This is a genomic window from Parabacteroides sp. AF14-59, from assembly GCF_003479515.1.
Taxonomy (GTDB): domain Bacteria; phylum Bacteroidota; class Bacteroidia; order Bacteroidales; family Tannerellaceae; genus Parabacteroides; species Parabacteroides faecis.
On record NZ_QUHH01000006.1, the window covers coordinates 189,290 to 211,981 of the forward strand.

Genomic DNA, 22,692 nt, shown 5'->3' on the forward strand with positions numbered 1-22,692 from the left:
GGTCAAAATAACTGTTTATCTGTGACCAGCAAATATCCGGTTAATCCGGCGATCGTCATAAAAACAAAACCGATAAGGATCAGCACTTTTTTAGGAGCTGAAGCTTTGAGGGGAACTGTTGCCGGTTCTATGATCGTATAGACCGGTGTTTGTTCCTGAACCCGTAATTTATCTTGCTCGAGTTTTTGTGCTAGCGTATTGTATACATTAAATGTGAGTGTCATCTCATTCTTCAAACGTTCCTGTTCTGTCCGGGAACTGGCGGAGATGATTTGCTTATTCCCGTCTTCAAAAGCGGCATAGGCTTGCTGGGCTTTGTAGTAGGCCTCTTGTGCTTCTTTCAATACCTTATTGGTAAACTCCAGGTCTTGTTTGGCTTTTTGAGTCCGGTAATTGGTAATGTAACTTTGTAACATATCGATGACCTTCCTTGTCACGGACGCCGAAATTACCGGGTCCTGCATCTCAACGGAAACAGTTACTACCTGTGTTTTTTTATCGATATAAACCGATATTCGGTTTTGTAACTCTTTGATAATTGCTTTTTGTTGTTTTGTCAGAAAAAAAGGATCGATCTTTCCCTGGTTTTCTTCTTGTCCGTTGAAAAGCTCTGCCAGATACGATACACCTGCTAAAGGTGCTTTTAGCAGATAGCTCCACCAGGCTTCACGTTGATGTTCATCCATATAATCGAACAAAGTCGTAGACAATGTCTTTTTCTTATTGATAACTTCTTCAGGGAATAATTCCAGTAAAAAAGGTGTGCTGTGAACAACATCCGGGTATAGATCCGGCGAGATCGCATCCTGGCTATTCCCACTATTCAAGTCAATTCCTGCCATGGCAGCTAGTCCGCCAAGATTACCCATTTTGTTCGATATATTGTTCGTCTCGGGCATTAATTTGACCGTTGTCGTATATTCTTTAGGAATACTGAAGGCAACGATGAGTCCGGCAACGATCGCTATGCCACAACATTTCAGGAATAATTTCCGTTTGGACCATAAATATTTAGTTAAAGCGATAAAGTCTATATCCCGTTCGTCTTCCGGAGTTTTATTATCGGTTATATTCATAGATCTTATTTTAAAGAGTTTATCAGTGTCGTGATCATGGCAGCAATAGATGTTGTCGAACTGGCAATACTTAACACTTCTGCCAGACTGGCTCCTCTGTCCCGTTGGGTCTTGCTTGGAATTACGATTTCACAGCCCGGTTCGACTTTCGGATACCGTTTGAAGAAGATACCGACTTTACGTGTTGTCGCCACTTTTCCATTCATGTAAATGACGATGGGATATTTGCGTGCAATATCGTTATATCCTCCGGCTTGTGACAGGCAGTCCTGTACAGACATTCCTTTCGTATAAGTAATACTGTTCGGATAAGTGACGGAACCACTGATCTTCACGGTACTTTGTAACTGAGGAATATAAATAGCATCACCATTTCTCAGAACCAGGTCATGAGTACTGCCAGGGTGAGCGAGTGCCTGTTGCAGATCTATCCCGACTGAATAATCTTTGATGTTTTCCAGTGATAAGGCGACAGAATCTTTACTACTTTTGTTTTTACTTAATTCAAGAAGTGTTTCGACCTGACGGATTTCATCTTGTGTTAACTGGCGTTTCAGGCTGGCTCCCTTTACATAAGCATCCGGGGTAACTCCTCCTGATTGAGCGATAATGTCGCTTAAGCGGGTATTTTTATGTGGAAGTGCGTAATCACCCGCAAAAGTAATTTCACCATCGACCTTTACAACCTGTTGCTTTTCATAACCGGGAGAGAAACGCACGAATACCTCATCGAAAGGTTCGAGGGTAAAGAGTGTATCGGGTGTTCCTGCTATTTTGGATGGTAAATGTAAGTTCTCGTTTAGCGAGATAGTATATACTTTTGCTATTTGGTTCGTACTTTTATCTGCTGTCGGATCTTTTATGCGGCGTGCTATTTCCACATTGATGGTGGAAGCTGATTCCTGTAATCCCCCTGCCTGAATGATCGCATCTTCCGCAGTCATATTTTTGCTGTAAGGAAGGACCGTATCCGGGTTATTTACAGCTCCACCAACTTTTATGGTGTAAGGTTCCCGAAGTTCAAATAAAGAAGGGATATGTACTTTATCCTCTTTCTGTAATTCGATGTCGGGTGATTTTCCATTCATAATATCCTGTATGTCGATAGCCAGAACCGTGCTGGTGAAATCGGGGTTCAACCGGATGATCTGGGCACGTCCGATAAACTCATCGCCTTTTAAACCGGCAGCCTGATTTACCAGTTGTTTCACCGTATGTACTTTAGGGCTTAATTCATATTCACCCGGTCGCCAGACAGCCCCGGTTATAGTGAGCCGGTTGTCATAGAACGGGATAACGGAATCCACAAGCAGCGAATCGCCGTCCTGTAACATGAATGTCGGAAACTCTTCTTCCGTTACGGTCGCTATCTGATAGCGTGAACCTGATTTTCTTTTGATTGTGACATCTTCGGTAAAAGCATCTCCGGTGAATCCTCCCGCCATTTTAAGCAGGTCGCTTAAAGTTTCGCCTTTGCGAAGTTCGAATGTACGGTTGCGTTTTACTTTTCCATGCGTATTGACGAGTTGTTCATAAGGTTCGATGATAATCATATCATTGTCTTCCAGGCGAATATTCGTGTCATACTTCCCTTTCAGGAGATAATCGTATACATCCAGGTTGGCAATTTCTTTGTTATTCCGGTAGACACGGATATTTCGTAAAGAGCCGATATCATTTACACCTCCTGCCGCGTATAATGCATTGAACAGGGAAGCTAGAGAAGGTAGTGTATAAGTGCCGGGTGCGATCGCTTCCCCGACAATGTTTACTTTTATACTGCGTATCTTACCGAGGCCGACTGAAACGAATGTGTTGGGTTCGCTATCGTTCAGGTTCGCTATGATTTTCCCAAGTTCCTGTTTGATTTTATTCTCAGCCTGTTCGATGGTGAGTCCGCTTAAAGGGACAAGGCCGACATTCGGGATAATGATCGTCCCGTCAGGAGATAAAGTTAATTTCAGATTTAATTCAGAATCTCCCCATACATTGATAAGGACTTCATCACCGGCCGAGAGAGGGTAATTTCTGGGAGTCGGCATGTTCATGTTCGGTTCGAACGAGAGATTTTTGTTTGAGAATATGTCACGGCCGAATACTTGATTCCGGGTACTGTCCTGGATGCTATTATCTTCTCTTTGCTTTTCTATCGATGGAATTTCATTGTTGGTTGTAACCCTTTGTATATCTGTTGTACCGGAAGAAGGAGTTACCGGAGTTTTACTATTCGTGTTTCCTATTCGTTTGGCTATTTCCTGTTGGATCTGCTCTTCGGTCATCCCTGCCGCTTTGGCTTTGTCGATGAGTTCCTGCGGTATCTGTGCAGATACAATGATTGAAAATAAAAGATAAAAAGTACAGAAAAAAAGTTTGTTTAGCGTCTTCATAAAATCTCTTTAATTTTAGTGACAATTCGTTCGCTGGCAAGTCCGTCTCCATAAGGATTGACAGCCTTGCTCATTTGTTCATAATATGCTTGATTTTCCAGTAACCGGGAGGTCTCGTCCAATATCTTGACAAAATCAGTTCCAACCAGTTTCACTGTTCCGGCGTCTACTGCTTCCGGGCGTTCGGTGGTATCGCGCATGACCAATACCGGTTTTCCTAATCCCGGAGCTTCTTCCTGAATACCGCCGCTATCTGTCAGGACGATGGCAGATCGCTCCATCAGATAAACGAACGGAAGATATTCCTGCGGCTCTATAAAGAACATGTTCGGAAGATGCGTATTTCCGAACACCTCCTGTATAGGTTTCCGTACATTCGGGTTCAGGTGCATCGGATAGACAAAGTCTACATCCGGATATTTTTCAGCTAAAGTTTTGATAGCTTTACACATGGCTATAAAACCAGTACCAAAATTTTCCCTGCGATGACCTGTTATTAAAACCAATTTCCGGTTACTTTGTTCTGACAGACGGGCTATTTTATACCCCGCTGTTTCCAGGTCTGCAATAAGCTGTTGGCGTAAATTGTCCTTATTCTTTATTTGACTGACCACATGATACAAGGCGTCTATTACAGTATTGCCTGTTACTGTGATCCGGTTCTCATCTATCCCTTCCGCAAGTAGATTTTTTTTACTTAAAGAGGTAGGAGAGAAGTGATGAGAAGCAATTCTCCCCGTGATCTGGCGATTCATTTCTTCCGGCCAGGGACTGTATATATTATGAGTACGCAATCCGGCTTCTATATGTCCGACGGGTATTTGCTGATAAAAGGCGGCCAGGGCGGCTGCGGTAGAGGTAGTCGTATCGCCGTGTACCAGTGCCAGGTCGGGGTTGGCTTTTTGCAAAACGTCTCTCATATTGGTCAGGACACGGGCGGTAACATCATATAAATCTTGTCCCTGTTTCATTATGTTGAGATCGTAATCGGGGTGAATATCAAAAAGGTGAAGAACCTGATCCAGCATCTCCCGATGTTGTCCGGTGACACAAACGATTGTTTGGAACTGTTCCGGATATTTTTGAAACTCCTTGATCAGCGGAGCCATTTTTATTGCTTCGGGGCGAGTCCCGAAAACCAGCATAATCTTTTTCATTTTGTTTCTTTTATTATATGCAACATTTGTTCAGCGAGAAGTTTACGGTTGAAGTCGTGAGCCAGTTTCCGACATCCTTCTTTGCATTTTTCATATAAAGCGGGATCAGAAAGAAGCAGATGCAGCTTCCGGTTAAAATCATCTTCCGACTCCGGCTCGAAGCACAATCCTGCCTGATAAGATTCTACGATCTGGCGGGCTTCACCGTCCACACCCATAAGAATAGGGATTTCCATACCTGCATTCTCAAATATTTTGGAAGGAATGACTGTCGTGAATAAATCAGATTTGCGTAAATTGATCAAAGCAATATCCAGAATAGATATGTATCGTTTTACCTCTTGCTTGGAGACCGGATCGAGCATGGTTACATTCTTTATATCTAATTGCTCTTTTCGTTTTAGTAAATTCTTTTTTTCTGCTCCGGTCCCGATCAGCAGGAAATGATAATTGTTTTTACCATCCATCCCGGCTGCACATTGCAGTATGAAATCCAGTTTATGAGCCATCCCGTGCGTACCTATGTAACCGATGATTTTTTTCCCTTCCAGATGTAGCTCTTTGAGTAACTTCCGATCTTTTTCTGCCGGTTTGAACTTTGTTAAGTCTACTCCGTTCTTTATCACAACTATCTTTTGAGGTGATATTCCTTTTTCTTCCAGCCTTTTCTTGAAAGAGTCGGTTACAACGACGATCTTTCGGGCTGACTGATAACATCTTTTCTCTTCCCATTCAAAAAAGCGAATGACCGGATTGTCTTTCATGGCCCCGACGGTCTTGATCGATTCAGGCCACAGATCCCTCACTTCCATGATCCAGGGTTTTCTTTTCCAAAAAGCCAATGTGCGTCCGGAAAGAGCCGTGAAGAATTGGGGAGATGTTGCAATGATCATATCAGCCTGCTGGAAAAGACCGGCGAAGAAAGAAGAAACGGAGAAGCTGATGTAATCGAGCGTACGTTTCAGGAATCCTTCGTTGGCGGTGATATAACTCCATACACGGATCACTTTGATGCCATCCATGTATTCCGTCTGATACAGTTTATTCTGGTACCCTTCGTATACCTTTCCCTGTGGAAAATTGGGTGTGCAGGTGATAACTGTTACTTTTTCTCCAAGCTGAACCCACTCTTTGCAGTGCTCATAGGTTCTGCTGGCAGGTGCATTTACCTCTGGGGGAAAATTGTCGGTAAGAAATAAAATGTTCATTTGTGTTTTACTCTTATGTTAGTCGCAGCGTATCGTGTATTGCATTTGATTGGTAAATGCGATTCCTATTCTTTTAGTAGCGACTCGTTTATTATATTCGAAAGCTATTTCACAGTCTTCGATCCATATTTCATCTGTTCCGTAAAAATTGAAAATTGCCAGGTTTGTTTTTATAGAATCATTATTGACGGAAATGATCCGGATATCCGGATGAAGATGGATCAGATTGATTCCGTTTTTCCCGGATATGGGTAGAAGAGAATCACAAATCATAATCTCCTTATCATTCATATTGAAGATTCGTTGATGTTCGACTCCTGATTCCCTGAAACCGTTGTGGCATGCCGTAATACAGTACTTATCTTCTTTTAAGCCCGTGATCTTTGCCCGCTGTGCTACCCTGAAACCTCCCCACACTTCACTGGAACTCTTTCCATTTACCAGTACGGTATTGTGGGCACGCGTCTCGCGTTCGTATTGTCTGCGTTCATTCTTCTCATAAGTTGAAATACCCGAATCGATAACCAAAGGCTTCCCGTTGATACGTAATTCATAATTGAACGTATCGGCATGGGCATGTCCGGGGATATAATCGGGACCGATGTTCCCGACATCCAGAACCATTTCAAAAGGTCCGGATACAAATTTACGGTAGCCGCTTTCTTTCAGTTTATGAACCGACCATTGAAGATCCAGCCGTTTAGCATAGGCAAATAATTCTTTTGACGTCGGCGCTATCCCGTAAGCGGAATCATTCAGTAAAGGGATTGTTCCGTCTTTATAGATGATCGCGTTCAGCCAACTAAGCATAAGCCGGGCTTTTTCTTCCAGAAAAGAAATAACATATTCTTGCCCTTCAAAACGCTCATTATATTTTAAAGCATTGATACAGTCCAGCAACCGGTCCAGAAGTATTTCATGATACATCGGGCTTAATTCATAATGTGCTCCATCGGGAAGGATCTGTTCATTCAGTTCCTGCGTTAACAGCCAGACTGCTTTTTCGTAAAACTTTCCTTCCTGAAAATAAAGACCTCCCCATAAAAGTGAATAAGCGTTTTCCAGAAGGTGATTGCCTGATAAATGATATTCTAAATTGCCATATAAACAGAGATACTGGAAGTAGAGCGAACTGTCCCATTTCTGTAGTTCTTGTGCCGGGATCAGTTCGCGGTAACGGGAAATGCATTTTATCCAGTTAATACCTCTGAGTGCGGTAGGATAGGGTTCCATGCCCGGTCGATTCAGTGGAAGTACTTTAATGAATGAATTGATCCAATAAGACGCTTCTTCAAAAGTGATATTCTTTTGTAAAAGAAAATCCATATAATTCAGGTTATAGAGCCATAATGCACCTTGCCGTTTGTCTTCCCATCCGGCGAAGTCTGCATCCAGGTTTAGGAATGTGAAAGTATTTTTACCCAGATACCCCGTAGGTTTTTCTATATAAGGAATAAGTTCCAGTCCATGACTCTGTTTTTGAATGGCTGACCTCCAGGCTACTTTTTTATTCCGGACGGAAGGCGGAACGATCTTATGCGCTACCTGATGTACAATCTGCCGGAGTTTCAAATGTTTAAGCGTATGGTAATAAAGTTTGAACTTCATATGGGCCTATTCTATCGCAACCCACCGATTTTCTTTCATGCTGGTAATACATCCGAAAGAAGCGTTGGTCGTGTTTATAATGCTTTCGAAAGGGATTAACGGTCCGCCTCCGGTTTGGATCCGCTCATTCAATAATGCAAACTGTTGTTTGTGTCCTTTGTCCATATTACTTTTCATAGAGCTAAAGCCTTTTACTCCGAACCCCTCCAGCTTTCTCCAGTTATCCAGCACCAGAACCTGTTCTTGTGCGAAAACTTCGATCCGTTCTTTGGCATACGATCTGGAACCGTTGGCAAAGTAGTTGATAACCGCATTGCATCCGTTGGCATATCGCAAAAGAATACTCGCATTATCTGTATTTTCCTGTGGGTTTATCCCCATCGGATTCATACATACGGCGATCACATGGCTATCTGCGATATAAGAGCAGAGATCGATGAAATGGCAGGCTTCGCCGATAATACGGCCTCCACCTGTTTCCGGATCATGTACCCAGAAGTCTGCCGGTATGAATCCGGCATTCATTGTCGCTACGATATTCTTAGGGCCATTTCCAGAGAGCTCTTTCATTTTTTTTGCAAAAGGTGAGAAGCGTCGGTTGAAGCCTACTGTCAATGTGATATTTTCGGGAGCATTCCGGTAAGCGTCTATGATAGCTTCCAATTCATTCCTGTTTAGGCATAATGGTTTTTCAACAAAGACACTTTTCCCCTTGTTCAATGCTTCTAAAACCATGGGAGCATGTAGATTATGCCGTGTGGAGATGATCACCAGATCGACTTCCGTATCATCCAGTATCACTTTATAATCGGAAGTGGCATAAGCAATTTTAGCTTTCGATGCCAGTATCTTGGCCGATAATCCTTGTGCACTGGCAATATATTTGATTTCCGCCTGTACTTTGTTCAAAGACGGGATGATCATCGAAGAAGTAAAATTACCCGCCCCGATAATACCGATCACCCCTTTCCCGGGTTTGAAATCGTGATTATAAACAGGTATCGTTGTTTTTATTTCCGTTGTTTCCGGATACCGGATAATCGATGCGATCGATCCTTTTTTACGCATATCACCGTATATCGCGTTGTAGTTATCCAGATCGACCTCTTCGGTAATGAACGGTTTCACATCCAGTATTCCGGCTGATAAAGCCTGCAGAACAGTCTCGAAATTTCGTTTCTCCGTCCATCTTACGTATGGAAGAGGATAGTCTATCCCTTTGTTTTCATATATTTCATCGTATCGTCCCGGACCATAAGAGCAGGAAACCTGGAAAGATAGTTCTTTCTTGTAGAAATCGTCCCTGCGCATATTTAATCCGATAACACCGACAAGAATGATTCTGCCCCGCTTTCTGGACATTTCGCAAGCCTGATGAATAACATCGTTACTTTTGGCAGAGGCTGTAATTAATATACCATCAGCACCGATATGATCTGTCTGTTCCTGTACGAACCTGACAGGGTCTGTGCCTTCTTCGGGCGTAATAGCCAATATGCCTTGTTCGTTTGCTAAACTTACTTTTTGCCGGTCATAATCGATGCCGATCACTTTACAGCCGTTTGCCTTTAAAAGCTGTGCCGTAACCAACCCGATCAGTCCCAATCCGACAACGACGATCGTTTCTCCTAACTGCGGATTTAATAAACGTATCCCTTGTAAACCGATAGATCCTATAACAGTAAAAACCGCTTCTTCATCAGATACATTATCCGGTATCCGGGCTGCCAGGTTTTTAGAGACACAAACAAATTCTGCATGATGTCCGTTAGAAGCAACCCGGTCACCTATCATAAATTCAGTCACACCTTTTCCTATGGCAATAACTTTTCCTACATTGCAATATCCAAGAGGCAGCGGTTGCCCGAGTTTATTGAATACGGCTTCAAGAGTCGGCTGTAAACCGTCTGTTTTTATTTTATCCAATACTTGTTTCACTTTGTCCGGTTGTTGCCGGGCCTTATCGACCAGATTGGCTTTGCCAAATTCAACCAACATACGTTCGGTTCCTAAAGAAACCAGTGTACGCGTTGTCTGAATGAGTATATAACCGGGTTTTACTTGTGGTACAGGTACATCTTCCAGTAAGGTTGAACCTGTTTTCAAATCTTGAATTATCTGTTTCACTGTTTAATGATTTAAATTGTATATAATTTCATTTTCTCTCCTGCAAAGCGGAAAGTTCTTTTCGATACGTTCCCGGGCATATCGGCTTAACTGGTCTGTATCTTGATTTAGTAGTTCTTCTATAGCTTTCGCTATATTTTCCGGTTCCGGAACGACCAATATGGCTGCATCTTTCACCACAACCGGTACTTCACCGACAGCACTTGTTATAACAGGTGCACCGCAACTCATAGCTTCTGCTATGGCAAGGCCGAAACCTTCATATCTGGAGGGTTGTAAATATATTCTGCAATTCCGGAGGTAATTGATCTTTTCTTCGGCCGATATCTCGCCGATCAGGAATATATTATTTTGTAAATTCAGTTTGCTGATATAATCTTCGACATAGCCGGATGCATCCCCTTTATGTCCCGCAATATATAGTTTGATATCCGGATGTTTGCCCATTAACAGATGGATAGCATCTATTATTTCCAGAATGCATTTTCGTTTGATATTTTCTTTTTCCATCCAGCAGATAGTAAACAAAAAATCATTGGAGCGATGAGGCAACGGGCTATATCTTTCGGTATCTATCCCGTGAGGACTGTATATTGTATTAGTTAATTTCCAATCTTTACGTATTTGCTCGTATTCCTGTCTGGAGACAAATATATTCTTATTCGTAAGCCGGGTTGCCAGCTTCAGCAATAACCGTTGCCAGTACGGGCGTTTAAAATAATCCCTGTCGGCTTCGGGACATTTGTAATTATACGTCCCTGTTATAAATGTTTTTTTCCCTTTGATCTTCCCAACAAGGACCGGATAGAGTGCATATGTCCACCACCAGATAAAAATAATATCGGCGTTCCAGTCTATCTCTGAATAATTTGTGGCTATAGTTAGGCCCGGATCGATCTTTTTCAGGATATCTATATCCTGTTTATAAAACTCTACGGTGTTGAGGAGTTTCCTGTTTTTTATTTTGCAAAAGAAGCAGATCTTCATATGGATCAATTATTTTTAATAGGATTAATATGTCTGTAGAGCCACGCCGTGAACCGTTTGTTCCAATGGAACAATAGAATGAACAAAGCCCTGTTTCTATTTTTTAAGAAAATGTGCAGGCTGTTTTGATAATGCGTATCGAATGTTTTTGACAGCTGCTGCAGAAACTTTTCTTTGTTTCCGGTTTCTGTAAGCATTAATTTGCAGTATATTAAAGCCGACCTGGATGCGATGTATATATCCCAGTAAACAGATAATCCAGGATAAAACCGTGTGCATAACATCCGTATCTCCAAGCCGGCTTTTATTTCATCCATATCTTTCAGGGAAAAGGAAGCTCTCGATAAACTGTTCGGTTCCAATACATAGAAATAAAGTTTCTGGTCGGAAAGGTACATTCGGTTGCATTGAGTCAGAACTTTGAACAGATACACCTTATCTTCTGATTTATATAAAGCTGGGAATCGTATCTCTCTGAATTTGCTGCTCCTGAATAACTTTCCCCAGGGAAAATTCTTTATTCTCTTTTGTTCGCTGAACATTTCCAGGCAGATAAAAGAACCTCTGAGTAGTTCGGGAAGAAGTTTTCTGCCGGATATAATCTCTCCCTTTTCCGTAACGGAATAATGGTCGACCTGTACAATGTCAGCTTTGTGCAGGACTGCATGTGACAACATCCGTGATAGGAAATCCTGTTCTGTATAATCATCACTGTCGACGAAACAGAAATATTCACCGTTCATATATTCCAGCCCCTTGTTCCGGGCAATTCCGGGACCGCTATTCGTTATGTCCAGTACACAGATACGCTTGTCGTTACGTGCAAAACGCAGTAATATCCCGGCAGACGAGTCTGTCGACCCGTCATTGACGAAGATCAGTTCTGTGTTTCGGTGACTTTGTGCCAGTAAAGAACAGATACATCTTTCAAGTGTCCTTTCTGCATTATATACCGGGATAATAACAGATATCAGCGGATCATTCATGCCGTTCTTCATTAAAAAAATCGTCGATAGTTCTTTTTAAAGTTTCCAGAAACTGTCTGCCGTACTTCAGGTCCGGTTCCAGATAATTCCCTTCTCCCCATTCATTCCATGACTTGACAATGACAATCCGTTCTTCCTCCGGTTTATCTTTTACATTTTCACAAACCTCACGAATATGTTTGGCAAATAATCCGGGGGTTGAGTTTTTAAGGATAAAACCACTGTTCTTTGAGCGCGGGGAGTGATCCCAATTGGGGATCAGGGTAGGATAGATGTGTATATCTTTATCTTCATCCGTTGTGAAATACCGGGAAGCAAAAGCGTAGTCGATCACATTCGGCATGCGGTAAAAGGTACGGAATAGTTTCAGGTAAACCTTATACTGAAAACTGATGTGCTGATTATAAAAATCCTTTTTCCTGTCCATATTGACTGCATTGAATCCTTTTTTCAGATAATCCTCAGGTTTTTGTAAAGTACATTCTCTTAATTGGGCGACAAAATGGATTCCTTCAAGACCATTTTCACGGGCCAGCTTGTTCCACAGGTCTATGAATTGTTCTATATCCGGTATTTCATCCGGATTGAATATCATAAAGAACGGTTTATTGTTCACCCTTACGTAACGTTTATCTTTAAACGCTTTGAGCAGATAATAGAAATGGGCGGTATGATCTTCCGTTCCCGGATACTCCTGTTTTATCAGTAAAGTATTATCTCCCGATTTATCGAACAGTTTTTTTTCCCAGCTATGATTTGCCCATGCCAGACAAAAAGGAAAATCAGGTTTGCCGGAATCGACGACTTCTTCAAAAACTCTTTCTAACAGCATTCTTCCATTTCCGAACCAGTAATGCCAGTAGCAGAATGCTTCTATGCCATATTCATCAGCCATGTCCGCCTGTTCCTGTCTGATCTCCGGCAACCGCAGGTCATAATACCCCAGGTCGGCCGGTACTTTCGGTTGGTAGTGTCCCCGGAAAAGAGGACGTGCTTTTCCTACATTCGTCCATTCTGTAAACCCCTGTCCCCACCATCGGTTGTTTTCGGCAAACGGATAATATTGGGGCAGATAGAGTGCCAGCAGGCGTATATTTCGATCTTTACTCATATATTTATTTTTTATTTCTTAGATCAATTAAGTTTTGAGTTGCGTTGTAAAAAATAAGTTCCCGTCCGTAATGTTCTTTATTTGTGAAAACCGATTCATACGGATACCATAATTCATACCTGCGGGTATGATCGGCCAGACCGGAGGTATCTTTATAATAATAAAGCGATTTGTGTGCAAACAGGATAAACAATCCCAGGCAGGAAACGACTATCCCCAGTTGCTTACGCTTTTCCCGGGTAACATCGTATATCACATTGACGCTATAGGTGATAGCCAGAGGCGTCAGGTAATTGGTAAACCGGAAGATACCTTCGTTGAATCCTCCCAGAAAAGCGAAAAGAAGGAATACTTTGAACAGTAGATCCTGCCGGTTCCCCCCCGATTGGTCCGACCCTTTTCTTATCAGTCTGCCATGTACCAGATAAATAAGCAGATAACAGATGAAAGGCATTGAGTTGTTGATGATACCGTTCAGGTTATTCATCTCTCTGGTCCCATATGAGTGCATTTTTATTAACAGGATGCCTGGTAAAAAGGTAAGGGAATCCGTTTTATTTTGCAGTATATAGAACAAGCCGGTGATCGTAATGAATAATATCGTCAATGAAACCTTGATATATTTTTTCTGCAATGTCATCATCAGGAACGGCAAAAAGAATAAAACAACGGCAGAAAGGTGGAATCCCAGGGATAAAACACATCCGGCCGTATACCTTATCCATTTTTTATCGATCAGATTTTTCATATTGAACAGAAACACCGATATAGCCAGAGACTCTCTTAAAATCTCCATATTGAAATACAAAAAGTAAAACACATAATAGAGAAGGAGGCAGGCCAGTAAATGCCTGGAGTATTTATTGAAAAAAAAGACCATTGCCGTATTAATGATCAGGGCATGTATGATCTGCATAATGAAAAAACGGGTATCTATGGCTTTGGTTGTTGCGCAGAACAGATACCATAGCGGACCATATCCGTTTTCGTATAATCCATAATTTCTCAAATCCTTGAATAGCGGAAAAGAGGGATAGATATCCTGATAGTATAAAGAATCGCCCCCCACACGATATCTGAGTCCGGCAACCAGCACAAACAATATCCAGATGATATAACTTCCCGGTATTCTCCAGGATTTCTCACCCTTTATTTCCGATAAATACAGGAAAAAGAGAATCGTGAACAGAATCAGCAGATATATCATTTCTAAAACAGGGTTATAAACGAGGTTTCAAAAAGAGTTTCCTGATCCTTTTTCTCTGGAAAATAAAGAGAAGCAGCAGGTATGACAGCAGATAAATAATACCGGTAGTCATCATATCGAAGAAATTATTTACGGTAAAAGTAAACCTGAGTATCAGGAAAATGAATAAGGCTATCGAGAAAAGGGATGAAAAAGTGATGATAAAATCTTTTATATCCAACACTTTCCTCAAATAGAACAGCAGGAGCAAATGAACGACTGTCTCTGTAATAAGCGCCGAGTAAGCTGCCCCTTCAAAACTCAACCGGGGGATAAGCAGCAGGTTCAGCAATACATTGACGATGGTTCCGCAAATCACTCCCCGTGTCAGTTGCCGGATCTTATCCTGCGTGATAAAAATATTGTATAAACCTAACCCAGAGTAGACAATTGTCGGTGCGACAATAGCTAATACCCTGTCTGAACCGTTAAATCCATTGCCGAATACAAACAAACATAACGTATGCGAAGTCAGTATCAGCAGGAACATAACCGGTATGCTGATGATCTGGGAGGCATATAACATTTGTGTCATTTTCTTCAAATACTCTTCCTGTGTCTTTTTCTTACTCAGATAAGCTAGCCGGGGCATCATAGTAATACCTAATATACTGATCATCGTGATCAGGATACGGGCAAGCTTATTCGGATAATCATAGACGGCGACAGCATTCACCCCCGATATATATCCAAGCATGATATTGTTCAGTGACAGATAGATAGTCGTAAAAATACTTGGCACGAACAGGAATATGGCCGGCTTGAATATAGCCCTCAATGAATTCCTGATCCCTGTAAAACGGATTTTTAACCCTATCCTCGACAAATTAGTCCAGAAAATGATATTGCTGATCAATAGAACACCCTGCTGTATAATAATATAAAGCGGCAGGTCATCCGTATCCTTTACAAAAAGGAAGATCAGTAAAGTTCCGATTATTTTGATCAGTATATTACGGGTAGCGATCAGATCGAACCGTTCAAAACCTGTATATACCCACGACAGGTCGGTCATTGTCGTGAACAGGACGATATTAAACAGGAAATAGATGGGGGTAATCTGCTGAGCAAAACAGACCCATATATTATATAAGGATATAGCCAGCAGATTAAAAAAGAACTGATATGTAATGCACTGGGAGAATTTTTTCTGTAGATTCTCCGGATGATCCCGCTGTTCGGCAAGCGATTTGGCGCCGTATAATACAATCCCCAGATTACCGACCAATGTAAAATAACTGGTGACGGATAATCCGAAAGAATTGGTACCCAATGCTTCTTCCCCCAATACCCTGGTCAGATAGGGTAATAACAGCAGGTTGATCAGTATACCGGAAACCTGTACGGAACCATTGAACAGTACATTTTTAATGATCCTCATGAATTGATCCCACAAAAATCCAGTATTATTTTATCGTCTGTATGTGGTAGTTCTTTGAATTCCTTGTGTGCCACCATAAAGACAACGATATCCGCTTTTTCATAAGCCACCTTATAATCGGTGAGCTTGAAGACCTTATGTTCCTTTACATTCGGTTCGACCACCAGGATATCGGCATTATTGTGACTTTGCATCACTTTGGTCGTGATATATTTGGCAGGCGATTCCCTCAGATCATCTATATTAGGCTTGAAAGCCAGCCCCATCATGGCAACGACAGGCTTCCGGTGATGCTGTAATTCAAATTTCAACATCTCCTTTTCTATCTTTTCTGCACACCAGAAAGCCTTATAATTATTTATCTCCCGTGCCTTGGCGATCAGTTGCGATTCGTAGGGGAACTCGGCAGTGATGAAATAAGGATCGACAGCAATGCAATGACCACCTACACCGGCTCCCGGCTGCAGGATATTCACACGGGGATGCTTGTTTGCCAGTTCGATCAGTTTCCAGACATTGATACCCGCTTTATCGCAGATAAGCGACAACTCGTTAGCGAATGCGATCTGTACGTCGCGTGAGGAGTTCTCGGTCAGTTTACACATTTCAGCAGTTTTGGAGTTCGTCTTATGCAACGTACCTTTCACGAAGCGGCTGTAGAATCCGACAGCCGCTTCCGTCGACTCTTCATCGATACCCCCGATAACCCGGTCGTTATGCACCAATTCATAAATCACATTTCCCGGAAGTACCCGCTCCGGGCAATAAGCGATAAATATATTATCTTTCAGCTCCGGGCGGAGTGAGAATATCAGTTGTGTCATTTTTTCCGTCGTTCCTACAGGCGACGTCGATTCGATCACGAACAGATCCCCTTTTTTCAATAACGGGATGACAGACCGGGTCGCTGTTTCCACATACGAAATATCCGGTTCATGGTTCCCTTTGAATGGTGTCGGTACAACGATCAGGTAGACATCGCTCACCTCCGGTTCGACTGAAGCTTTCAGATGGCCTGACGCCACTACCTGCTGACAAAGTTCCTGCAGTCCCGGTTCGACGATATGTATTTCCCCTTTGTTTGTCATCTCTACAACCTGAGGGTTAATGTCTACTCCAATTACCTCGATGCCGTTTTCGGCTGCTATTATTGCTGTGGGAAGACCTATATAACCTAATCCCATAAAACATGCTTTCATAATTCAAATGATCCTTTTAAATGATTTTCTTTTTTTTCAACGAATTCTTTTTGTTTTGTATTTTATCCAGACAAACGTTCAGAGCCGTCCAGATCACTATATCTCCAATAAATAGAATATTGATATTTATATAAGGGGCCAGTACGATATTCAAACTGCTGAATGCCCATGAAATTGCCAGGATATAGAGTAGTGCCTTGTGGGGGCTGCACCCTATTTCCAGGAATTTATGGTGTATATGATTTTTATCGGGTGAAAACAGGCTTTTACGTCTTCGGAACCGGATCAGCATGACCCGTATCACATCGAACATCGGAACGATCAATGTCGAAAATGAAATAAGGATGGCGCTGGTGGTATAAGGAGAGATGTCCGGGGTATACGCCGCATAACTGATACAGAGAAAAGCCAGGATATATCCCAGAGTCAGACTTCCCGTATCCCCCATAAATATCTTCCTTCCGTGTTCCGCCTGTCCGAACACATTATAATAGAAAAAGGGGATCAGTACGCCCAGTGTTGAGAAAGACAACATCGCATACGACCACATATGTTGATGCAGAAACAAAGACCCTAATATCAGCAAGGCAGTCCCACTTAACCCGGATGCCAATCCGTCGATACCGTCTATCAGATTGATTGCATTCGTAATAAAAACGATTGCAAAGATAGTCAGCGGCATACCGATCCAGGGGGCCAGTTCATAGATACCGAAAAGACCGTAAAAGTCATTGATCCACAATCCGGAAAGTGGGAGTAGGGAGGCTGCTAGAATTTGTACGATGAATTTGGTATGGTATCGCAGACCTATCAGATCGTCTTTGATACCGGCCAGATAGAGTACGATCAGCCCGCAGGTAAGTAAATAGAAATCGGGAGTGATATGCGGAGTGATATTTTGAGGAATTTTCAACCCGTATAAATACCCCAGATACGAGATCGCGGAAACGAAAGCCAGCGAGAATAAGATAGTCGGTGCAAATGAAATCCCTCCCAGACGGGGGATAGCACCCGTGTGTATTTTTCGTTCGTTAGGCATATCAAAGAGTCTTTTTGTCAAAGCCACGATCAATATGCGTGGAATGATCAGCATAGATAAGACTACTGATATGATAAAGGCCAGTAAAATCAAGACATATATCATTTGCGTTTGAAGTTAAGTTATACGACAATGTTCGTCAGTCCCATCTGGTCACTGACGTTGATTCATTAGCTTAAATACATACCGGATCATGGCATTGGGAGGCGTCCCTTATGCAGGTATGTGTTTTTTGTTTAGTCGCTATATAAACAGAAGAGTCCTTGATTCGTTCACAAATAAGTGGTCAATTACTCTATTTTAACTATGAATATCAATGCTTTGGAAGGCTCAAAAAAGAAATACCTGCGTTTGGGAAGCTATAATTTTCATTTTCAGTTCTCATTAGAAGATGTATTTTTCATAAATGATAAATGAATCTAAATTCGAAAAAAATATTAAAGAGCATAGAGTTGCAGAATGAGTCGTTTTTACTCTCCGAAAAGACCCTCGAAAATGACCGAAAAACCTGTTTAAAGGCGTATAAAAGGGCTTGTATCCGTAGATTTCGAGCTAAAAAACAGGTTTTTGTATATTTCTGATAACCTGTGTGTTAATAAATCGGATATGCCTTGTAGCTACTTCTCGATAGGGGTGAGAATGACGAATTTAAACGATCGTTTATTCTCGCCATTATTTAGGTTTTTTTAAGTGTTAAATTTAAGCATTAAAAGATTCATTATCCCTTGTCTAACAAGGCATGATGAATTTTTTATTTTGTTTGTTCGGAAATTAATGCATACTTTTGCGGTGACTAAAAAAAACGATCGTTTTTCCTAGTCATTATCGTCGTTACAGCTTTGTGACTGACGAACTTCTGTGTATCAATTATATAACTAGTATTAATGTCCTATCTTTTGATAATCACCACTTCGGTGATTCCAATATTACACCCGTTTTTGAAATTCTCCGGTGTTTGGTAATAGCTTTCAGAGTTATTGCTCTGATATATCTATGCTTTCCGGGAAATTCGTAACCATATTCATACCCTTCTTATGACAATGAACTATCATTATATAAGTTTACAGCATTTTTTTTCTCGTCTGATAACAATGAGATACATTAATAAGTGGATTATTTTTTGGTTTGACTTGCTCATTTCGTTGTCAGTTTCATTGATTGGAGTATTAGGACTTTTTTCCTTTTTGCGTATCCCATACACCCAGGTGGATGTTTTGAAAGGTGCATTTGCTTCTTTAGTAGGAAGTTTGATCGCCTTTTTCACGTTTAAGGTGTATCATGGGGTAATCCGTCATTCCACCTTGCGTGGTTTATGGAGGATTTGGGGAGTTGCTGTATTGAAATCAATTGTTCTGTGTACGTTGCTTTTGGTCTTAAAAGCTTCGTTTACTCCCAAGGTTTATCTGGTCGGATTGTTTATCGATTGTGTCCTGACAATGTTAATGTTGGTCACCTTCCGTATTTTCATTGTGAACATGTATAATATGGTATTGCTGCAGTTCGGTAAAAAGCGAAAACAGGTGTTGGTCTATGGTACCGGTGATGAAAGTGTTATGATCGCTTCGACTGCAACCCGACATATTTTTGTTCAGGACTATTGCATTACCGGCTTTCTTACCTTCAACAAAGAGAAAAGGAATTTCCGCATCGCCGAATTGCCAGTTTATCAGGTAGCCTCTCGTGAAGACCTATTAAAGTTAGTAAACCGGAACTCTTTGGACGGAATACTTTTCCCTAATCTGAAAACAGTACAGTATGAGAAAGAACGGTTGATCCGTTTCTGTGAACAGATCTCTTTGCATACTCTGGTGGTTCCCGAGATGGAAGAGGTTCATAACGGAACGATAAAACGGTCTATCCGTGACATTAAGATTGAAGACTTGTTGGGACGTGATGAGATCAAGATCAACATGCAGGAGATAGCTTGCTTGTTGGAGAATAAGGTGATACTGGTTACAGGTGCTGCCGGTAGTATCGGTAGTGAAATTTGCCGTCAGCTAGCTCATTTCCCTATTTGTAAATTGATTTGTTTTGATTCTGCCGAAACTCCGATGCATAATTTGCGTTTGGAACTGGAAGATAAATTTCCTAACTTGAATTTTGTACCTGTGATAGGAGATGTTCGAAATGGAGACCGATTGGATTATGTTTTTCGCAATTGGCATCCTCATATTGTATTTCATGCAGCTGCTTATAAGCATGTACCGTTGATGGAGGAGAACCCTTGTGAAGCTGTACGGGTGAATGTTTACGGTACGCGGTTGGTTGCAGACGCTGCTGTAAAGTACGGAGTTGAAAAATTTGTAATGATTAGTACGGATAAAGCAGTGAATCCAACTAATATTATGGGATGTAGCAAGCGTTTGGCTGAAATTTATGTACAGAGCTTGAGTTTGGCTATTATAAAAGGTGAAGTACAAGGTAACACAAAATTTATAACAACCCGTTTCGGTAATGTTTTGGGAAGTAATGGTTCTGTCATACCTCGTTTCCGTGAGCAAATTAATAATGGAGGCCCGGTTACTGTAACTCATCCGGATATAATTCGTTATTTTATGACTATCCCAGAGGCGTGTAGGTTGGTGTTGGAAGCTGGTACGATGGGGAATGGAGGAGAAATATTTGTATTTGACATGGGGCAACCTGTGAAGATAGTAGATTTGGCTCGACGGATGATAGAACTTTCAGGTATGAGAGTCGGAGAGGATATTGAGATAGAGTATACGGGATTGCGCCCTGGTGAGAAATTGTATGAAGAGCTTTTAAGTCATAAAGAAAATACAAAAGAAACTCTCCACGAAAAAATTCGAATTGCTGATGTTAGAGAGTATAACTATCAGGATGTTACGAGATGTATTAACATCTTGTCAAGCCTTTCTTTGAATGTAGAAATTGTAGACATGGTAAGAAAAATGAAAAGCTTTGTTCCTGAGTTTAAGAGTCAGAATTCAGAGTTTGAAAAGTTGGATAATTAAATCAGGAAATAGATATCCAATTTCTTTTAATAAACTTTTTATCTCATAAAGTGGATCTCTTATATCCAACTCATATATAAGAAATCATATGCAAGTTTTTCTGTCTATCTAACAACTAATAATAATGGAAAATAAGAAAAAAGGAAACGTTTTTACAGCAGGAGTTTTTGACTTGTTTCATGCAGGTCATATGGAGAGTATCATGAAAGTGTTAAATAAATTTCCTGATCAAGTTTTGATTATTGGAGTTGCTACTGATAAATACACGAAATCTTTTAAAAGAACACCAGTACAAACATGTTTGGAGCGTATACATACGATTGAAACTATTTTTTCTTCTAATAAAAAAGTTATGGTTATTCAAGATCCATTAGATACTTATACTGATAATTATGAGAAATGGTTTTATGATGAATACGGCATTACAGATCATTGCCAAGGAACTGATTTTGATGAGAATCCAAAAGTTTATGAATATATAAAGTCAATTAATGGATTTCATTTGATGGGACGTAGTGAGTTAATGTCAACTACGGAACTGATAAATAAATTGACTCCTTCACATGTCGTAAAGCTTGATGGAGATACAAATCAAAATTTCCGTTTAGGAAATATTGTAATAAAGGAGGTAATACATGGTGATACGGAATTTATGGATGATGCTTATACTCAACTGTTAAGTAATAATTTATTCGGAGTTACTAATTATCAACGTTTTGGTAAATTAGTGTTTTTACCTTTTATTGAAGGGAATATCACTCCTGAAATATCTGTTCAGGATGTAGTTTCTTTATCTGATAATATTAGTAAATGTGGATTAAAACCTAAAATATCCTTGTTGGATATATTTAAAAAATACAGTTTTATTCCTAATGAACAATTATATGCAGATCTGTTGAGTGATATGACTGTTGTATGCCATGGAGATATGGCGTATACTAATTTAGTCAAGGGACAAACAGGCCTAATACCAATAGATTGGGAGTTTTTATGCTATGGGGTGAAGTATTGGGACTTAGGTTGTTTTTTGGCATCATTGTATATTTATGGACATTCAGATAGTGAAAATATATACTTGAAAATTATTGAAACAAGAAATCCAAAGCAGGCTGCCCTTGCAACCCTACTTCTTTGTGATTATTGGATTGCATGGAGTACATCAGCACAATATGACTACTTTTCAAAAGAATTGACTGAATTGAGAAGTTATTTATTTGTTAAATTTTCTTTTAGATGAAAGCGAAAACTATACTTGATGTCAGGGAAGGATATTCACTTGGAATGTTATCCGGTATGACTTGGGGATTAGATACCGTATTGATTAGTGTTATTTTGTCTATTGCTCCTTTTAGTTCATCTGCTATACTAGTTGTATCGGGAGTTTTTGTTTGTAGTTTTATCCATGATACTTTTGCGGCGATGTGGATGACGCTATTTTGGGGATTTAGGAAGCGAATTAAATTATTAGCTTCTAAAATTAAAACACGTGATGGCTTATTTTGCGTCTTGGGTGCTATTCTTGGTGGTCCCATAGGCATGAGTTTTTATGTGTTGGCAATAAAAAATGCAGGTCCGGCTTATACGGCTATTATTGCGAGTTGTTACCCAGCCCTGGGAGTTACTTTAGCTGGTATAATTTTAAAAGAAAAAACTTCTATAAAGGGATATCTAGGACTTTTGATTTGTTTATTTGGAATTTCTTTGCTGAGTTTTGAGCCCTGTGAATCGGCATTGTCTTCCTCTGTTTATATGGGGATTCTATTTGCTATTATTAGCGCATTAGGTTGGGCTTTGGAAAGTGTTGTTTGTGCTTACGGAATGAAAAGGGGTAATGTGACTCCAGAAATGGCATTAGCAATTAGGGAATTGTCTTCGTCTATTGTCTATGGTAGTCTGGTTATTCCTTTGTTTTGTGGTGGATATAGTGGAGTTATTGAAGTGGCTTCTTCTATTAGTATTTTTTGGTTGTTGCTAGTCGCTTTAATAGGTGTTATTTCCTATTTGACGTGGTATAAGTCTATTGATACGATTGGTGCTTCAAGAGCTATCTCTTTGAATGTTACTTATTCCTTTTGGACGATTCTATTTAGCGTACTTTTATTTGATGGTACATTTTCTATAAAAATATTAATATGTAGTTTGTTAATTATGGGAGGAGTTGCTTTAGCGGTAGGTAATCCGAAGAACATCTTGAATATTTCTTAA

At 40.7% G+C, this 22,692-nt stretch carries 16 protein-coding genes; 3 read left to right on the forward strand and 13 right to left on the reverse strand.

Translation table 11 applies throughout. The features are described 5' to 3' along the window. Positions 1 to 2: 2 nt before the first annotated feature. Genes DWW23_RS09275 through DWW23_RS09335 form a run of 13 tightly spaced genes read right to left on the reverse strand, consistent with a single transcriptional unit; the run spans position 3 to position 17,617 of the window. Positions 3 to 1,085: a Wzz/FepE/Etk N-terminal domain-containing protein gene (locus tag DWW23_RS09275; protein ID WP_370449252.1), complete on the reverse strand. Its 1,083-nt coding sequence runs from the start codon at positions 1,083 to 1,085 to the stop codon at positions 3 to 5. Beyond that, the gene (locus tag DWW23_RS09280) at positions 1,082 to 3,463 is read right to left on the reverse strand and encodes an SLBB domain-containing protein (RefSeq protein WP_122353004.1); all 2,382 of its coding nucleotides are present in this window, start codon (positions 3,461 to 3,463) and stop codon (positions 1,082 to 1,084) included. The genes DWW23_RS09275 and DWW23_RS09280 overlap by 4 nt, the downstream gene beginning before the upstream one ends. Next, positions 3,460 to 4,620, reverse strand: coding sequence for a non-hydrolyzing UDP-N-acetylglucosamine 2-epimerase (gene wecB / locus DWW23_RS09285; protein ID WP_122353005.1), 1,161 nt, complete (start codon positions 4,618 to 4,620; stop codon positions 3,460 to 3,462). The genes DWW23_RS09280 and wecB overlap by 4 nt, the downstream gene beginning before the upstream one ends. Beyond that, positions 4,617 to 5,828, reverse strand: a complete 1,212-nt coding sequence (locus DWW23_RS09290) for a glycosyltransferase family 4 protein (RefSeq protein WP_122353006.1) — start codon at positions 5,826 to 5,828, stop codon at positions 4,617 to 4,619. Before DWW23_RS09290 ends, wecB begins: the two co-directional genes overlap by 4 nt. Positions 5,829 to 5,846: 18 nt before the next feature. Then, positions 5,847 to 7,436: an alginate lyase family protein gene (locus tag DWW23_RS09295; protein ID WP_122353007.1), complete on the reverse strand. Its 1,590-nt coding sequence runs from the start codon at positions 7,434 to 7,436 to the stop codon at positions 5,847 to 5,849. A gap of 6 nt (positions 7,437 to 7,442) precedes the next feature. Next, positions 7,443 to 9,563, reverse strand: a complete 2,121-nt coding sequence (locus DWW23_RS09300) for a bi-domain-containing oxidoreductase (RefSeq protein WP_122353008.1) — start codon at positions 9,561 to 9,563, stop codon at positions 7,443 to 7,445. Between the two features lie 3 nt (positions 9,564 to 9,566). Further along, on the reverse strand, positions 9,567 to 10,550 hold the full coding sequence (locus DWW23_RS09305) for a glycosyltransferase family 4 protein (RefSeq protein ID WP_122353009.1): 984 nt from the start codon (positions 10,548 to 10,550) through the stop codon (positions 9,567 to 9,569). Between the two features lie 5 nt (positions 10,551 to 10,555). Then, positions 10,556 to 11,536, reverse strand: a complete 981-nt coding sequence (locus tag DWW23_RS09310) for a glycosyltransferase family 2 protein (protein ID WP_158583169.1) — start codon at positions 11,534 to 11,536, stop codon at positions 10,556 to 10,558. Next, the gene (locus DWW23_RS09315) at positions 11,529 to 12,647 is read right to left on the reverse strand and encodes a glycoside hydrolase family 99-like domain-containing protein (RefSeq protein WP_122353011.1); all 1,119 of its coding nucleotides are present in this window, start codon (positions 12,645 to 12,647) and stop codon (positions 11,529 to 11,531) included. The genes DWW23_RS09310 and DWW23_RS09315 overlap by 8 nt, the downstream gene beginning before the upstream one ends. A 4-nt stretch (positions 12,648 to 12,651) precedes the next feature. Further along, the gene (locus tag DWW23_RS09320; RefSeq protein WP_122353012.1) at positions 12,652 to 13,854 is read right to left on the reverse strand and encodes an EpsG family protein; all 1,203 of its coding nucleotides are present in this window, start codon (positions 13,852 to 13,854) and stop codon (positions 12,652 to 12,654) included. Between the two features lie 13 nt (positions 13,855 to 13,867). Continuing rightward, positions 13,868 to 15,274 carry an oligosaccharide flippase family protein gene (locus DWW23_RS09325; RefSeq protein ID WP_122353013.1) on the reverse strand — a complete coding sequence of 469 codons (1,407 nt, stop codon included), beginning with the start codon at positions 15,272 to 15,274 and terminating at the stop codon, positions 13,868 to 13,870. Next, a complete protein-coding gene (gene wecC / locus DWW23_RS09330; RefSeq protein ID WP_122353014.1) occupies positions 15,271 to 16,473 on the reverse strand; it encodes a UDP-N-acetyl-D-mannosamine dehydrogenase in 1,203 nt (400 codons plus the stop codon). Before wecC ends, DWW23_RS09325 begins: the two co-directional genes overlap by 4 nt. Positions 16,474 to 16,489: 16 nt before the next feature. Next, the gene (locus DWW23_RS09335) at positions 16,490 to 17,617 is read right to left on the reverse strand and encodes an MraY family glycosyltransferase (protein WP_122353015.1); all 1,128 of its coding nucleotides are present in this window, start codon (positions 17,615 to 17,617) and stop codon (positions 16,490 to 16,492) included. 929 nt (positions 17,618 to 18,546) lie between these two features. On the opposite strand from DWW23_RS09335, the gene DWW23_RS09340 reads away from it, so the two are divergent. The 3 genes from DWW23_RS09340 to DWW23_RS09350 all read left to right on the forward strand — a co-directional run bounded on the left by DWW23_RS09340 (position 18,547) and on the right by DWW23_RS09350 (position 22,692). Next, a complete protein-coding gene (locus DWW23_RS09340) occupies positions 18,547 to 20,487 on the forward strand; it encodes a nucleoside-diphosphate sugar epimerase/dehydratase (RefSeq protein WP_122353016.1) in 1,941 nt (646 codons plus the stop codon). A 124-nt stretch (positions 20,488 to 20,611) separates the two neighbouring features. After that, positions 20,612 to 21,724, forward strand: coding sequence for an adenylyltransferase/cytidyltransferase family protein (locus DWW23_RS09345; protein ID WP_122353017.1), 1,113 nt, complete (start codon positions 20,612 to 20,614; stop codon positions 21,722 to 21,724). Beyond that, positions 21,721 to 22,692, forward strand: coding sequence for a DMT family transporter (locus DWW23_RS09350; RefSeq protein ID WP_122353018.1), 972 nt, complete (start codon positions 21,721 to 21,723; stop codon positions 22,690 to 22,692). The genes DWW23_RS09345 and DWW23_RS09350 overlap by 4 nt, the downstream gene beginning before the upstream one ends.

What these genes read in the sequence shown, in the direction of transcription:
- DWW23_RS09280 (WP_122353004.1), bottom strand. Translation starts at nt 3,463, where the DNA reads ATGAAGACGCTAAACAAACTTTTTTTCTGTACTTTTTATCTTTTATTT.
- wecB (WP_122353005.1), bottom strand. Translation starts at nt 4,620, where the DNA reads ATGAAAAAGATTATGCTGGTTTTCGGGACTCGCCCCGAAGCAATAAAA.
- DWW23_RS09290 (WP_122353006.1), bottom strand. Translation starts at nt 5,828, where the DNA reads ATGAACATTTTATTTCTTACCGACAATTTTCCCCCAGAGGTAAATGCA.
- DWW23_RS09295 (WP_122353007.1), bottom strand. Translation starts at nt 7,436, where the DNA reads ATGAAGTTCAAACTTTATTACCATACGCTTAAACATTTGAAACTCCGG.
- DWW23_RS09305 (WP_122353009.1), bottom strand. Translation starts at nt 10,550, where the DNA reads ATGAAGATCTGCTTCTTTTGCAAAATAAAAAACAGGAAACTCCTCAAC.
- DWW23_RS09310 (WP_158583169.1), bottom strand. Translation starts at nt 11,536, where the DNA reads ATGAATGATCCGCTGATATCTGTTATTATCCCGGTATATAATGCAGAA.
- DWW23_RS09315 (WP_122353011.1), bottom strand. Translation starts at nt 12,647, where the DNA reads ATGAGTAAAGATCGAAATATACGCCTGCTGGCACTCTATCTGCCCCAA.
- DWW23_RS09320 (WP_122353012.1), bottom strand. Translation starts at nt 13,854, where the DNA reads ATGATATATCTGCTGATTCTGTTCACGATTCTCTTTTTCCTGTATTTA.
- DWW23_RS09325 (WP_122353013.1), bottom strand. Translation starts at nt 15,274, where the DNA reads ATGAGGATCATTAAAAATGTACTGTTCAATGGTTCCGTACAGGTTTCC.
- wecC (WP_122353014.1), bottom strand. Translation starts at nt 16,473, where the DNA reads ATGAAAGCATGTTTTATGGGATTAGGTTATATAGGTCTTCCCACAGCA.
- DWW23_RS09335 (WP_122353015.1), bottom strand. Translation starts at nt 17,617, where the DNA reads ATGATATATGTCTTGATTTTACTGGCCTTTATCATATCAGTAGTCTTA.
- DWW23_RS09340 (WP_122353016.1), top strand. Translation starts at nt 18,547, where the DNA reads ATGACAATGAACTATCATTATATAAGTTTACAGCATTTTTTTTCTCGT.
- DWW23_RS09345 (WP_122353017.1), top strand. Translation starts at nt 20,612, where the DNA reads ATGGAAAATAAGAAAAAAGGAAACGTTTTTACAGCAGGAGTTTTTGAC.
- DWW23_RS09350 (WP_122353018.1), top strand. Translation starts at nt 21,721, where the DNA reads ATGAAAGCGAAAACTATACTTGATGTCAGGGAAGGATATTCACTTGGA.